This window comes from Bauldia sp. (assembly GCF_965232525.1).
GTDB lineage: Bacteria > Pseudomonadota > Alphaproteobacteria > Rhizobiales > Kaistiaceae > Bauldia.
Map to the genome: position 1 here is coordinate 3,423,263 of NZ_OZ246980.1, position 12,810 is coordinate 3,436,072.

Genomic DNA, 12,810 nt, shown 5'->3' on the forward strand with positions numbered 1-12,810 from the left:
ACAGAAACGCTATATAACTTATTTGCTATATATATCCCTGAAGTCGGAGAAGACGATGCCCTCCACGCTTGAGATCGCAACCCCGACGGACCGCGAGATCGTGATGACTCGATCTTTTGCCGCGCCGCGCGCCTTGGTGTTTGACGCCTGGACGAAGCCGGATCTTGTCCGCCAATGGCTCGGCACGAACGACTGGCCGATGGCCGTCTGCGAGGCCGATGTCCGTCCCGGCGGCGCGATCCGGTATGTGTGGAGGCACGCCGACGGACAAGAGATGGGCATGAGCGGCATGTATCGCGAGATCACCGAACCGGAGCGCATCGTCCATACCGAGTTGTTCGACGAGGACTGGACCGGCGGCGAGACAACGGTGACCACCACCTTCGACGAAAACGCCGACACGACTACGGTGACCACCCGGATCGTCTACGCTTCCATGGAAGCGCGCGACGCGGTGATGCGGTCGCCGATGGAACAGGGCGTCGCCGAGGGCTACAATCGTCTCGACGCGCTGCTGCCTTCCCTCACCTCACCCTGAATCGAAAACGGCCCGGCTTGTGGCCGGGCCGCGTCGATCTTGTGCGCTTCGGTCTAGGATGCCTTCGCCGTCACCGACGCGTTGGCCTCCGCGTCGAAGACGTGTCGCTTCACCTGGAAGAAGCTGTCCGGAACCACTGACATCGAGTCGACACCACAGGCGACCAGGAACTCGGCGAACCGTGGGTGGTCGCTCGGCGCCTGCCCGCAAAGGCCGATCTTGGCACCCGCTTTGTGCGCCGCTTCACAGACGCTGGCGATCATCCACTCGACCGCCTCGTCCTCCTCGTCGAAAATCCCGGCGAGTTCCTCGGAGTCGCGGTCGACACCGAGGGTCAGCTGGGTGAGATCGTTCGAGCCGATCGAGAAGCCGTCAAATCGCGTCGCGAATTCCTTAGCCAGGATGACGTTCGACGGGATCTCGCACATTACATAGACCTCGAGCCCGTCCTCGCCACGGACGAGACCGTTCTCCGCCATGACGTCGAGGACCTTGTCGGCTTCCTTGACCGACCGGCAGAACGGGATCATCACCACCACGTTCTTGAAACCGATCTCATTGCGCAACCGCTGGATCGCACGGCACTCAAGCGCAAAGCCTTCGCGATATCCGTCCGAGTAGTAGCGCGACGCACCGCGCCAGCCGATCATCGGGTTTTCCTCGTTTGGCTCATAGGCTGCGCCGCCGACCAGGCTCGCATATTCGTTGGTCTTGAAGTCACTCATCCGGATGATCACCGGCTTCGGATAGAGCACGGCCGCGATCCGTGCGAGGCCACGCGAGAGCGTATCGATGAAGTACTCGCTCTTGTCATCGTAACCGGCGGTAATCCTTTCGATCTCTTCCTTGACATCGGCGTCCGGCAACGTGTCGAAATTCACCAGCGCCATCGGATGAACCTGAACCTGATTGGTGACCACGAACTCCATCCGAGCAAGGCCGACACCATCGGCCGGGATTCGCCACCAGTTGAATGCCGCCGACGGATTGGCGAGGTTGAGCATCACCTTCGTCTTGGTCTCCGGCAGCGAGTCGATGTTGAGTTCGTCGATCTCGAACGACGCATGCCCCTCGTAGACGAAGCCTTCATCACCCTCTGCGCAGGAGACCGTGATCTCCTGGTCCGTGTGGAGCACATGTGTGGCGTCGCCCGTTCCGACGATCGCCGGCACCCCAAGCTCGCGGCTGACGATCGCCGCATGCGACGTGCGGCCGCCGTGATCGGTGATGATCGCCTTCGCTTTCTTCATGATCGGCACCCAGTCAGGGTCAGTCATGCCGGTCACCAGGATGGATCCGTCGACAAACTTCTCGATGTCGCGCACGTCCTCGATCAGGCACACGCGACCCGGGACGATCGCACCACCAATGCTGAGCCCGGTGCTGAGGACGTTGCCTTTTTCGAGAATCCGATAGGACTTGAAGATGTTGGCATCGGCTCGCGACTGAACCGTCTCCGGCCGCGCCTGAACGATGAACAACTCGCCGCTTTCGCCGTCCTTCGCCCACTCCATGTCCATCGGGCAGTCGTAATGCTTCTCGATCACCGCGGCCCAGCGACCGAGCTGGATGATCTCCTGATCGTCGAGCACGAAGGCAGCGCGTTCGGCCTTTGAGGTCGGCACGTTCTTGATCGGCGGATCGCCCGGCGCATAGACCATCTTGATCGCCTTCTCGCCGAGCGTCTTTTCAACGATCGGCAGCAGAGAGTCGTCGTCAAGCAGCGGCTTGAACACCTGATAGGCGTCCGGATCGACCGCACCCTGAACGACATTTTCGCCCAGTCCCCAGGCGGCATCGATGCGCACCACCTTGTCGAAGCCGGACTCAGTATCAATCGAGAACATCACGCCCGAACCGCCGATGTCGGAGCGCACCATCTGCTGGACGCCGATCGATAGCGCCACCTGCATATGATCGAAACCCCGCACCTGCCGGTACGAAATCGCCCGGTCGGTAAACAAGGACGCGAAGCACCGCCGACAAGCGTCAAGCAGAGCACCTTCCCCGGATATGTTCAGATAGGTCTCCTGCTGCCCGGCGAAGCTCGCATCCGGAAGATCTTCCGCCGTCGCTGATGAGCGTACAGCGACATCGAGGTCTTCCTTGCCGGCGCGCTTGCTGAGCTCCTGATACGCGTCGGTGATCGCCTTGATCGTATCCTCCGGCCAATCACCGCCCAGGAAAGCACTCCGGATCGCCTGACCGACTTCGGCAAGTGTCTTCTTGCCGGAATCCATCTCGTCCAGGCGATCTATGATCACCTGCTTGAGGTTGTTGGCCTCAACGTACCGCCAATAGGCGTTGGCCGTTGTCGCGAAGCCCGGCGGAACCCGTACGCCTTCGGCGGCAAGGTTCTGAACCATCTCGCCGAGCGACGAGTTCTTGCCGCCAACCAGCGCAACGTCCGGCCGCTTGACGTCTTCGAACCAAAGTACATCTGTCTGGCTCAATTCATTCGCTCCCTTGTCACCGCTTGATGTCTGTGAAGGCTTCGAAGGCGCGTAGCGCCTCGCCGCCGTAAACCATGGACGGCCCGCCACCCATCTGGATGGCGACACCGATCGTCTCGAGAACTTCATCCCGGGTCGCACCGAGTTGGGCGACCCGCTTTGCGTGATAAGCGACGCATCCGTCGCACCGCGACGCGACTCCGAGCGCCAAGGCGATCAGTTCCTTGACCTTGGCGCTCAGAACGCCTTCGGCATAGGCGCCCTTGCCCATACCCGCGAAACCGGCCATCTCCTCGGGGATGCCCTTCCGCAGTGCCGCTGCTGACTCCGACACTTTTTGCGCTTCATGGTGATAGTCGATCATTGTCGTATTCGCTCACCCTGCCGGCGCTGTACTTGCCAGCGGTATTGCCGACATTCGCGATAGTGGCGAACGGGAGGGTTGCGACATTGACTTGCGTCAAGCACGGGCGTCTCATCACTCGTTAGCGTCCGCGCGCGATGGAGATCAGCGTGGCCGAAGCCGTTTTTGAGATCCGCGACCTAACCAAGGTGTATCGAACTGGCGACGTGGAGGTGAAAGCCTTGCGCGGCGTCGACGCCGAGTTGTTCCACGGCGAGCTGACCGTGATGCTGGGCCCGTCCGGCAGCGGCAAGTCGACATTCCTCAACATCCTCGGCGGACTCGATGTCGCAAGCAGTGGCGCGGTCCGCTACCGCGACCAGGATTTGACGAATGCCGGTGACCGCCAACTCACTCGGTTCCGGCGGAACCATGTCGGCTTTGTTTTCCAATTCTATAATTTGATCCCCAGCCTCACGGCCCGCGAGAACGTGGCGCTGGTTACCGAGATCGCACCGAACGCGATGAAGCCGGATGAAGCGTTGGAGATGGTCGGGTTGAAGGAGCGCATCTCCCATTTCCCGGCCCAATTATCGGGCGGCGAACAGCAACGGGTCGCCATCGCCCGCGCGGTCGCCAAAAAACCTGAAGTCATGCTCTGCGACGAGCCGACCGGCGCGCTTGATTCGAAGACCGGGATTCTTGTGTTGGAGGCTCTGACGGCGACCAATCAGGAGTTGGGCACCACCACCGCCATTATCACCCACAACGTCACCATCGGTTCGATCGCCGACCGGGTCTTCCATTTCTCCGACGGCGCTATCAATGCGGTTATCGAAAACGAGCGCCGTCTTAAGCCGTCCGACGTCGACTGGTGATCGCTGTGGGCGCGCTGAACATCAAATTGTTCCGCGATCTCCGCCGCCTCTGGGCGCAGTCGCTTGCGATCGCCCTTGTGATGGCCTGTGGCGTCGCGACGTTGATCCTCGCCGTCGGCACCCATCGTTCGCTGGAAGAAACGCGAGCAACCTATTACGATCGCTACAAGTTCGGCGACGTTTTCGCCTCCGCTGTCCGAGCACCCAACAGTGTCACAGACCAGATCGCGGCGATCGACGGAGTCGCCGCCGTCGAGTCGCGGATCGTCAAACCCGCCCTGCTCGACATCGAGGGAGTTCGCGAGCCGGCCACCGGCCTGCTCATCTCGATACCGACACCGAACACGATCACGGTCAACGACATCTTCGTAAGGCTCGGCCGACTGCCGGAACCGGGGCGGACCAATGAGGTCGCGGTCGACGAGGCCTTCGCCGAGGCCCATCGCTTTGAAGTCGGGTCCGAGTTCGATGCGATCCTCGGCGGTGCCAAGACGACCCTGACCATCGTCGGCATCGTGTTGTCACCCGAGTATGTGTACTCGCTCGGGCCCGGCGACATGATGCCAGACGCACGCCGTTTTGGTGTGATCTGGATGCCGGAACCGGCGCTCGAGTCACTGTTCGATCTCGAAGGCGCCTTTAACTCCGTCAGTGCACGGCTTCTGCGCAACGCCAATGAGACCCAGGTCATCGAGGAGATTGACACGCTCCTGGATCGGTACGGCGGTACCGGCGCCCACGGCCGCAAGGACCAGTTGTCCAATGCTTTCGTTGAAGGCGAGCTGGACCAGATGGGAGCGATGGCGCAGACCATCCCGCCCATCTTCCTCCTGGTCTCAGCCTTCTTGATCAACATGATCCTGTCGCGTTTGATCGAGCTGGAGCGTGAGCAAATTGGTTTGTTGAAGGCGCTTGGTTACGGGCGCTTCAACGTGGCTTGGCACTACCTGAAGCTTGTCTTCGCCATCGCGATCATCGGTGTTGTCATCGGTGCTCTTGTGGGCACGTGGCTTGGTCGTGCCCTGAGCGTTCAGTTCATCGAGTTCTACCGTTTCCCGTTTCTTGTCTTCCGCTCGGACCCCGACATCTATCTGATTGCCGCCGCCGTCAGCCTGTTTGCGGCTGGCGTTGGTGCCATTCGCGCGATCAGCACCGCGTTCTCCCTTCCTGCAGCGGTGGCCATGCGTCCACCGGCACCACAGGTCTACCGCCAGTTGCTCGGCGGTGCCTTGGGACGCATTCGCATCTTCTCGCAGTTGACCACCATGGCCTTACGCCACCTGACACGCCATCCGGTCAGGGCGTCTTTGACGGCCTTCGGAACGGCGATGGCTGTGGCCTTGATGGCGGTGGCAATGGGCACCCTCGCGTCGGTCGAGTTCATGGTCGACACGATCTACTATCGAACCGAGCGTCAGGACGCGACACTGGCGTTCGCTTCCGAGCGCACGACCGATGCCGTCCGCGTCGCTCAGCGTCTACCGGGGGTCATCGCCACCGAACCCTTCTTCGACGCACCGGCGATCATTCGCAACGGCCACTACGAACGGCAGCTCGGCATTACCGGCAAGCCACGCGAAACCGAGCTCAGCCGGGTCCTCAACGACGATTTCGAACCGGTCATCCTCCCCACCGAAGGATTGGCGATCGGCGACCGCGTCGCCGACATCCTTAACCTTCAGGTGGGTGATCTGGCGGAGGTCGAGTTCCTCGACGGGGAGCGGCGGAAGGTTGAAGTGCCGGTCGTCGAGATCATTCAGAGTTTTCTCGGGTTGGTCGTTTACATGGAGATGGATGCACTCGCGCGGCTCACCGGCACCGGCCCGCGGGTCTCCGGCGTTCATCTTGTGCTCGACGACACGGAGCTTGACGCCCTCTATACGCAAGTGAAGGAGACTCCGGAGATTTCCGCCGTCGCCCTGATCAGCCGGTCCCGTCAACGGTTCCAGGAAACAATCCAGGAAAGCATGGGCATCATGCTCACCGTCTACCTGATCCTGAGCATCATCATCGCTTTCGGCGTCGTCTACAACTCAGCGCGCATCCAGCTTTCGGAGCGTGCCCGGGAGCTTGCAACCCTGCGCGTCCTCGGCTTCCGCCGCGCCGAAGTGTCGAACGTCCTGTTCATCGAAATCGGCGTCATTGTTGCCGTCGCTCAACCGGTTGGATGGTTGGTCGGGGCCGGGCTCGGCTTGGCGATCACCGAGAGCCTGGCGACCGACATGTTCCGGGTGCCGTTCATTATCCAACCAAACGTCTACGCAGTGTCGAGTATCGTTGTGGTCGCAGCGGCGCTGATATCCGCGCTGATCGTTCGGCGCCGGGTCGACAATCTCGATCTCATCAGCGTGCTCAAGACAAGGGAGTAGGAAGATGTTGTCGAAATGGGTCAAACGGGCCATTGGCCTGGTTGTCCTGGCCCTGGTGGTCGCGGCCGCGGTTTTCGCCCTGGCGCCGCAGCCGACATCCGTCGATGTCGCCACCGTGGAACGCGGCCCCCTCCACGTCACCATCGACGAAGAAGGGATGGCGCGCATCAAGGACGTGTTCCTGGTCTCAGCGCCGATCGCCGGGCGAGTCGAGCGGCTTCCGGTCGAAGTCGGCGAGACGGTCCACCGCAACACGTCTACCGTCGCTTCGATTCATCCAGTCGACCCGCCGTTTCTGGATGTCCGCTCGCGACGCGAATTGGAAGCAGCCGTGGAGGCCGGGCGGGCAGCGGTGACGCTCGCCAAAGCGCAGGTGGCCGCGGCGGAGGCGGCTGAACGCCTGATGGAGGCCGATCTGGAACGCGCGCAACGCCTGGCGGAAGCCGGAACCATATCGGCCCGCGCGCTCGAGAAGGCGGTTGCCGATCTCGATACGGCAAAGGCTCAGGTCGCCGAGGCGAAGGCCGCGCTGAATCTGCGGGAAAGTGAGCTGGTAAGTGCCGAAGCCCGACTGATCGAACCGGATCAATTGCAAGGCGGAAGCCGGGAGAACTGCTGCCTCACGCTCCGGGCACCGGTCAGTGGCACCGTTCTGAAGCTGCTGACCGAGAGCGAGCAGGTCGTCAATCCCGGCCAGGGTTTGCTGGAGATCGGCGACCCGCAGAATCTCGAGATCATCGTCCATCTGCTGTCGAGCGACGCGGTCAACGTTCATCCCGAGGGCGCTGCCACCATCGATCAGTGGGGCGGCGAGCCGCTGACCGCAAAGATCCGTCGGGTCGACCCGGCCGCCTATACCAAGGTTTCGGCACTCGGCATTGAAGAACAAAGGGTCGATGCCATCCTTGACGTCGTCGACCCTCCGGAGACCTGGGAGCGGCTCGGTCATGCTTTCCGCGTCATGGTCCACATCACGGTGTGGGAAGATGACGATGTGATCCAGATCCCTTTGGGCGCGCTTTTCCGCAATGGCCCCAACTGGGCGGTTTTCAAGATCGTTGACGGCACCGCAGCGTTGACCACCGTCGAACTCGGCCATCGCAACAACCAGTCCGCCCAGATCGTCGCGGGGCTCGAACCGGGTGATCCGGTGATTATGCACCCGAGCGACCAGGTGGCGGACGGCGCGGCGGTGGTCGACAGGACCCTCAGCGAGAGCTGACCGGGGCTGATACCACACACCGCTGGGCTGCCGCAGTATCCGGACGTGCCGTGAACCCGTCCGTTTGCCTCCGCGCACCGTAAGCCGGGCGCTCACTCCTTTAGCATGGCGCCAACTCATTCACGGGACCGGCTCTTTGGCAGTCGGTTTCCGGCAGGCTACGTAAACACCTCGAAGCCGTCCGTCAGGAGTTTTTCGGTGGTCCGGTCAAGATGTCGGCGGATCAGGAACGGCTCGGCTCGATATCGTGGGCAAGAACCGCAGTCGCGGTTATCGGCGGTGTCAGCCTGTTCGACCGGCGTGGGGCCATTCATGCCGCTCTACTGGGCGCCCTGGTGATCGGGACCGTGCAGAAAGGGCTCAACCTGATGGGCGTCGAGGCCGAAGCTCGCCTCATTGTCACCGGTCTCCTGCTTGTCCTTGCGGTTTCGATCGACAAGCTCATAGAGCGCGCCACGGGCCAGCAGAGCTTCTAGCCTTCGTCTCCCCGCGCACCGTTGCCTCCCTCCACTGATGTGACCGGCTCCAGTTGACTCGTAAATCGATTAACTGTAAATCGTTTAACAACCGGCTTGCACACGCCGAGAGGGAGGAAAATGATCAAGCGCGGGCCGTCCATCAAGCAGGTCGCCGATGCGGCCGGGGCGTCGACGGCGACCGTCTCCAACGTATTCTCCGGCAAGAAGCCAGTGAAACCAGAGCTTGCGGCGCGCGTTCGCGACGCCGCGGAAGCGCTTGGTTATCGCGCGAATCGCGCGGCCTCCAATCTGCGTTCGGGACAGAGCCGCGTCGTGACCGTCATGGTCCCGGATCTCTCCGACCCGTTTTTCACCTCGCTTATCACCGAGATCGAAGATCACGCCCGTCGAGACGGATACGAGATCATCGTTGCCAACGCCCGCGACGAGGCCGAAACCGAACAAGGCCGTGTTGCGGCACTTCTGTCTTGGCAGCCAGCGGGAATGATCGTCATTCCGATCTCAGACGACATTCCGGAGCAACTCACAGCCGTACGCGGCGACGTCCCGATCGTGGTCACTGACCGCGGGGTCGAAACCGAGGGCTTTGACGCGGTCCGCGTCGATAACTTCGCCGCCGGCGCGATGGTCGCCGACCATCTCGTCGAACTCGGCCATCGGCGCATCCTTCTGGCCGCTTCGGACATGCGGTTGCGCGGCATTCGCGAACGGTGTCGTGGAGCGTTTGAGCGAATGGAGGCGGTGGGCGGCTCGACCGACATCGTTGAGATCGGCCCCGTCCCGCATCATGGCGCCGATCACCTGGCGCGCTGGCTCGACCGCCACCCGTGGCCGACCGCCATCTTCGCCGTGACGGACATGACGACGCTGGCGACATTGACATGCCTTGCGGAACGAAAGGCCGAGATCGGCTCGGACGTCTCGGTCGTCGGCTTCGACGATTACCCCTGGATGTCGGCGCGGCGAACGCCGATCACAGCGGTGCGTCAGCCGATCGAAGGCATCGCCGACGCCGTGTGGACGACCCTCACCCGACGCATGGAGGGTGACGAAACAACCATCATGACGAAACCACTGTCTTGCTCGCTCAGTATCCGAGCATCGACGCAGCCAGTCGCCGGCCAGGGGAACAAAGTTCCGAGGCGCGGGCGGAGGGTGCCAGCCGGAAGGTAGGCACAAGGAGGAGGACCCGGAGGAGGCCGGGCCAACCCCTGGACCTGATCTGTTCAGCGGACGGCAAGTCCGGACGTGGCCTTGACTGCGAACGGGATTGGTTTGCCTCGCGCTGGTTTCAGTTTGCCGATGGTTCAACCGAAGGAGGAAACAATGAACCGCATGAGGAACACACTGAAGGGGGCAACGGCGCTTGCGCTGTCCCTCGGAATCGTCGCGGGCGTCGCTCATGCCGAGGATTGGGACGCCGAGCTCGGCGATCATTCCGGCAAAACGCTGCGCATTCAGACGATTCAGGACCCCTTCATCGACGCGCTGAAGGAAATCGGGCCGAGTTGGACCGCGATTACCGGCGCCGACGTGACGGTCGAGGGTTTCGGTTATGACCCGCTGCACGAAAAGCAGATCCTCGGCTGCTCGCAGAACGACGACCAGTACGACGTGCTGTTTGTCGATGGCATCTGGGTGGGTGAGTTTGTCGAGGCGGGATGCATCGATCCCGTCCAGCCACTGGTCGCCGAAACTGATGCGGGCATCATCGCCCTCGATGACTACATCGAATCGTTCGCCGGCCAGGCCTACTGGGACGGGCAGCTCCAATGCCTGCCGATCGCCGGCTATTGGCATATGCTCCACTACCGCACCGATCTGTTTGAAGAACACGGCCTCGAAGTGCCGCAGACCTTCGATCAACTGATGGCGATCGCGCGCTTCTTCGCCGAAGAAGACGGCGATCCAGACGTCGCCGGAATGGCGATGAACTTCCAGCGTGGCTCGGCCGCGGGTCAGCAGTTCTTCGAGTGGATCTATTCCGCCGGCGGAAAGCCATGGGAGTCGAACTACCCGGGCTCATCCGACGCCTACGCCGATCAGACGCCGCTGTTCAACTCGCCGAAGGCGGTCGAGATGATCCAGTTCTTCAAGGACATGGTGCCCTACGGCCCGCCTGGGGTGGAGCAGTTCGCTTGGGACGAGCGCGCCAACGCGTTCACGCAAGGCAAGGTCGCCATGATCAACAACTGGTCGGTGCGCACGCCCCTTTTCACCGATCCCGATATCTCGAAGGTGACCGACAACTTCGACGTGGCGATGTTCCCCCACGCCGACGGCGAGCAATCGGTGCCGCCGGTCGGCGGATGGATCATGTGCGTCAACGCACATTCAGGGCAAAAGGACGCCGCCTGGGATTTCATGAAGTGGTTCGCAAGCCCGGAGATCCACAAGCAGTTCGTCCTGCTCGGTGGACCGCCGAGCCGCCATTCGGCCATGCAGGATGAGGAGATCATCGCCGCGCAGCCGTGGGTGCCGACGCTGTACGAGTCAGCCAAGGCGGCTTGGCAGGAACTGCGTCCCCGTCACTCGATGACGTTCGAGATGATCGATGCGCTCGGCCTGCAAGTGAACCGCGCCATCGTCGGCGATGCCTCGCCGCAGGAGGCGATGGACGAGGCCAATGAGAACATTACGCGGATGCTCCAACGGGCCGGGTATCTCGAGTAGTCTAAGATCAGGCGCGCCCCTTGTGGGACGCGCCCACTCCTAGGAGGGGCCGGACCACCCGGCCCCTCTCCGGCTCACCCCCTACCCTTGGGTCGTGCGGATAGGCAAAATGGTCAGCGCGACGGACACACTCGACACAGCGCGACTGCCGGCGAAGGCGACTGACGATGAACGGGCAACCAAGCTCCTGTTCCTCGTTCCCGCCGTTGTCTATTTGCTGCTCCTCAGCGTCTTCCCGTTCATCTACTCGGTTTACCTCAGCCTCTATGACGCCAAGCTGACCCGGATGGACCGCAAATGGTTCATCGGTCTGGAGAACTACCAGAACCTTCTCACCGACTCCCTGTTTCTCAAAGCGATTCAGAACACCGCCGTCTTGACCGTCTCGTCGATCGCGCTTGAGATCGTCTTCGGCTTTCTCTGCGCCAAGGTGTTCCTATCGCTGCGTGAAATGCGCACCGGCAAGGTCCTGCGCTCGCTTGCCATCCTGCCGATGATGATCACGCCGATCTGCGTCGGCTTGATATTCAGCTACATCCTCAACCCGACACTCGGTATCGCCAACTACCTGCTGTCCGGCCTCGGAATACCGGGACCGTCGTGGTTCGGCGATCCGACGTTCGCGCTGCCAACCGTCATCTTCATCAACGCGTGGCAATGGACGCCGTTCATGATGCTCCTGATGTTGGCGGGGTTGGTTTCGGTGCCCCCGGCGCTTTACGAGGCCGCGAACCTCGAAGGCGCCAAATGGCACCACGTCGCCCGCTGGATCGAGCTTCCCGCGATCCGCAACGTGATTCTGGTCGGCGTCATCCTTCGCGTCATCGACAATCTCAAGCTCTTCGATCTGGTCTACGTCACCACACGCGGTGGACCGGGCGACGCGACCGAGCTGATCACCTACTTCGCCTATCGCCAGAATTTTCGTTTCTTCCAGGTCGGCTACGGGTCGGCCTCGGCGGTGATCATTCTGCTCATCTCGATCGTCGTCACCACCTTCGCCGTCACCTATCTGCGGAGGTCCCAGCGATGAACGAGACCAACAAGGGCGTATCGCTCGCCGCTGCGTGTCTGATCACCTTCGTCTTCACCGCGCCGATCCTGTGGATGGTCCTGGCGGCGTTCAAGACGATCAACGACATCTACGCCATTCCCCCGGTCTGGCTGCCGGATTTCACCTACCTTGAGAATTTCACATTGCTGCTCAGTGAAAACTGGCAGTTCCTGCTGAACTCGACCGTCGTCACTCTGTGCGCGACCTTGCTCTGCTTGGCTTTCGCGCTGCCGGCGGCGTTCGGTCTCGTCTACTTCCAGTTTCGCGCCCAGAACTTCGTCGCGGACTGGATTCTCTCGACCCGCATGATGCCGCCGATCGCCGCTGCGGTGCCGCTCTACATGGTCTTCAACGGCGCGGGGATGCTCGACACCATCCCGGCGCTCGTCCTTGTCTATGCCGGGTTCAACCTACCCTTCGCCATTTGGGTGGCGATGTCGTTCTTCCGCAACATTCCCCGCGAGATCATCGAAGCGGCACGTGTCGAAGGCTGTTCCTGGTGGCAGACCTTCCGGATCGTCGCGCTGCCGCTGGCCAAGAGCGGGATCGCGACGGTGGCGACCTTCGTGTTCATCTTCGCATGGAACGAACTGTTGCTCGCGCTGTTCCTGACCACACGCGAAGCGAAGACGTTCCCCGTAGTAATCTCGTCCTTCTCGACGGTGACCAAGACCTACTGGGAACTCATCTCGGCGGCGACGATCATCCAGATCCTGCCGCCGGTCATTTTCACAATCCTGATGCAACGGCACATCGTCTCCGGCCTGACGATGGGTGCCGTCAAGAACTAACAAGCGGAGG

Annotated in this window: 11 protein-coding genes; 9 read left to right on the forward strand and 2 right to left on the reverse strand. The window is 61.8% G+C overall.

Features of this window, described 5'->3' with window-relative positions; all coding sequences use genetic code 11:
• Nucleotides 1-55: 55 nt before the first annotated feature.
• The gene (locus ACO076_RS16195) at nt 56-538 is read left to right on the forward strand and encodes an SRPBCC family protein (protein WP_421723864.1); all 483 of its coding nucleotides are present in this window, start codon (nt 56-58) and stop codon (nt 536-538) included.
• A 53-nt stretch (nt 539-591) separates the two neighbouring features.
• Here the strand turns inward: ACO076_RS16195 and ppsA are convergent, their stop codons facing one another.
• Both ppsA and ACO076_RS16205 read right to left on the reverse strand, forming a co-directional pair.
• The gene (gene ppsA, locus ACO076_RS16200) at nt 592-2,991 is read right to left on the reverse strand and encodes a phosphoenolpyruvate synthase (RefSeq protein ID WP_421723865.1); all 2,400 of its coding nucleotides are present in this window, start codon (nt 2,989-2,991) and stop codon (nt 592-594) included.
• 16 nt (nt 2,992-3,007) lie between these two features.
• The gene (locus ACO076_RS16205) at nt 3,008-3,355 is read right to left on the reverse strand and encodes a carboxymuconolactone decarboxylase family protein (protein WP_421723866.1); all 348 of its coding nucleotides are present in this window, start codon (nt 3,353-3,355) and stop codon (nt 3,008-3,010) included.
• Between the two features lie 137 nt (nt 3,356-3,492).
• Between ACO076_RS16205 and ACO076_RS16210 the strand changes: the two genes are divergently transcribed.
• The 8 genes from ACO076_RS16210 to ACO076_RS16245 all read left to right on the forward strand — a co-directional run bounded on the left by ACO076_RS16210 (nt 3,493) and on the right by ACO076_RS16245 (nt 12,800).
• On the forward strand, nt 3,493-4,212 hold the full coding sequence (locus ACO076_RS16210) for an ABC transporter ATP-binding protein (RefSeq protein WP_421723867.1): 720 nt from the start codon (nt 3,493-3,495) through the stop codon (nt 4,210-4,212).
• Nucleotides 4,209-6,581, forward strand: a complete 2,373-nt coding sequence (locus tag ACO076_RS16215) for an ABC transporter permease (protein ID WP_421723868.1) — start codon at nt 4,209-4,211, stop codon at nt 6,579-6,581. Before ACO076_RS16210 ends, ACO076_RS16215 begins: the two co-directional genes overlap by 4 nt.
• Before the next feature lie 4 nt (nt 6,582-6,585).
• A complete protein-coding gene (locus ACO076_RS16220; protein WP_421723869.1) occupies nt 6,586-7,803 on the forward strand; it encodes an efflux RND transporter periplasmic adaptor subunit in 1,218 nt (405 codons plus the stop codon).
• Nucleotides 7,804-8,015: 212 nt separating this feature from the next.
• Nucleotides 8,016-8,279, forward strand: coding sequence for a hypothetical protein (locus ACO076_RS16225; protein ID WP_421723870.1), 264 nt, complete (start codon nt 8,016-8,018; stop codon nt 8,277-8,279).
• A gap of 120 nt (nt 8,280-8,399) precedes the next feature.
• Nucleotides 8,400-9,455, forward strand: coding sequence for a LacI family DNA-binding transcriptional regulator (locus ACO076_RS16230; RefSeq protein WP_421723871.1), 1,056 nt, complete (start codon nt 8,400-8,402; stop codon nt 9,453-9,455).
• Nucleotides 9,456-9,608: 153 nt separating this feature from the next.
• Nucleotides 9,609-10,955 carry an extracellular solute-binding protein gene (locus ACO076_RS16235; RefSeq protein ID WP_421723872.1) on the forward strand — a complete coding sequence of 449 codons (1,347 nt, stop codon included), beginning with the start codon at nt 9,609-9,611 and terminating at the stop codon, nt 10,953-10,955.
• 109 nt (nt 10,956-11,064) lie between these two features.
• Nucleotides 11,065-11,988, forward strand: a complete 924-nt coding sequence (locus tag ACO076_RS16240; protein WP_421723873.1) for a carbohydrate ABC transporter permease — start codon at nt 11,065-11,067, stop codon at nt 11,986-11,988.
• Complete coding sequence (locus ACO076_RS16245; RefSeq protein ID WP_421723874.1) at nt 11,985-12,800, forward strand: carbohydrate ABC transporter permease; 816 nt, start codon at nt 11,985-11,987, stop codon at nt 12,798-12,800. Before ACO076_RS16240 ends, ACO076_RS16245 begins: the two co-directional genes overlap by 4 nt.
• The last annotated feature ends 10 nt before the right edge of the window (nt 12,801-12,810 follow it).

Excerpts from the sequence above, each read along its gene's own strand:
- ACO076_RS16195 (WP_421723864.1), top strand. The coding sequence starts at position 56 with ATGCCCTCCACGCTTGAGATCGCAACCCCGACGGACCGCGAGATCGTG.
- ACO076_RS16235 (WP_421723872.1), top strand. The coding sequence starts at position 9,609 with ATGAACCGCATGAGGAACACACTGAAGGGGGCAACGGCGCTTGCGCTG.
- ACO076_RS16225 (WP_421723870.1), top strand. The coding sequence starts at position 8,016 with ATGTCGGCGGATCAGGAACGGCTCGGCTCGATATCGTGGGCAAGAACC.
- ACO076_RS16210 (WP_421723867.1), top strand. The coding sequence starts at position 3,493 with ATGGAGATCAGCGTGGCCGAAGCCGTTTTTGAGATCCGCGACCTAACC.
- ACO076_RS16230 (WP_421723871.1), top strand. The coding sequence starts at position 8,400 with ATGATCAAGCGCGGGCCGTCCATCAAGCAGGTCGCCGATGCGGCCGGG.
- ACO076_RS16245 (WP_421723874.1), top strand. The coding sequence starts at position 11,985 with ATGAACGAGACCAACAAGGGCGTATCGCTCGCCGCTGCGTGTCTGATC.
- ACO076_RS16220 (WP_421723869.1), top strand. The coding sequence starts at position 6,586 with ATGTTGTCGAAATGGGTCAAACGGGCCATTGGCCTGGTTGTCCTGGCC.
- ACO076_RS16205 (WP_421723866.1), bottom strand. The coding sequence starts at position 3,355 with ATGATCGACTATCACCATGAAGCGCAAAAAGTGTCGGAGTCAGCAGCG.
- ACO076_RS16240 (WP_421723873.1), top strand. The coding sequence starts at position 11,065 with ATGGTCAGCGCGACGGACACACTCGACACAGCGCGACTGCCGGCGAAG.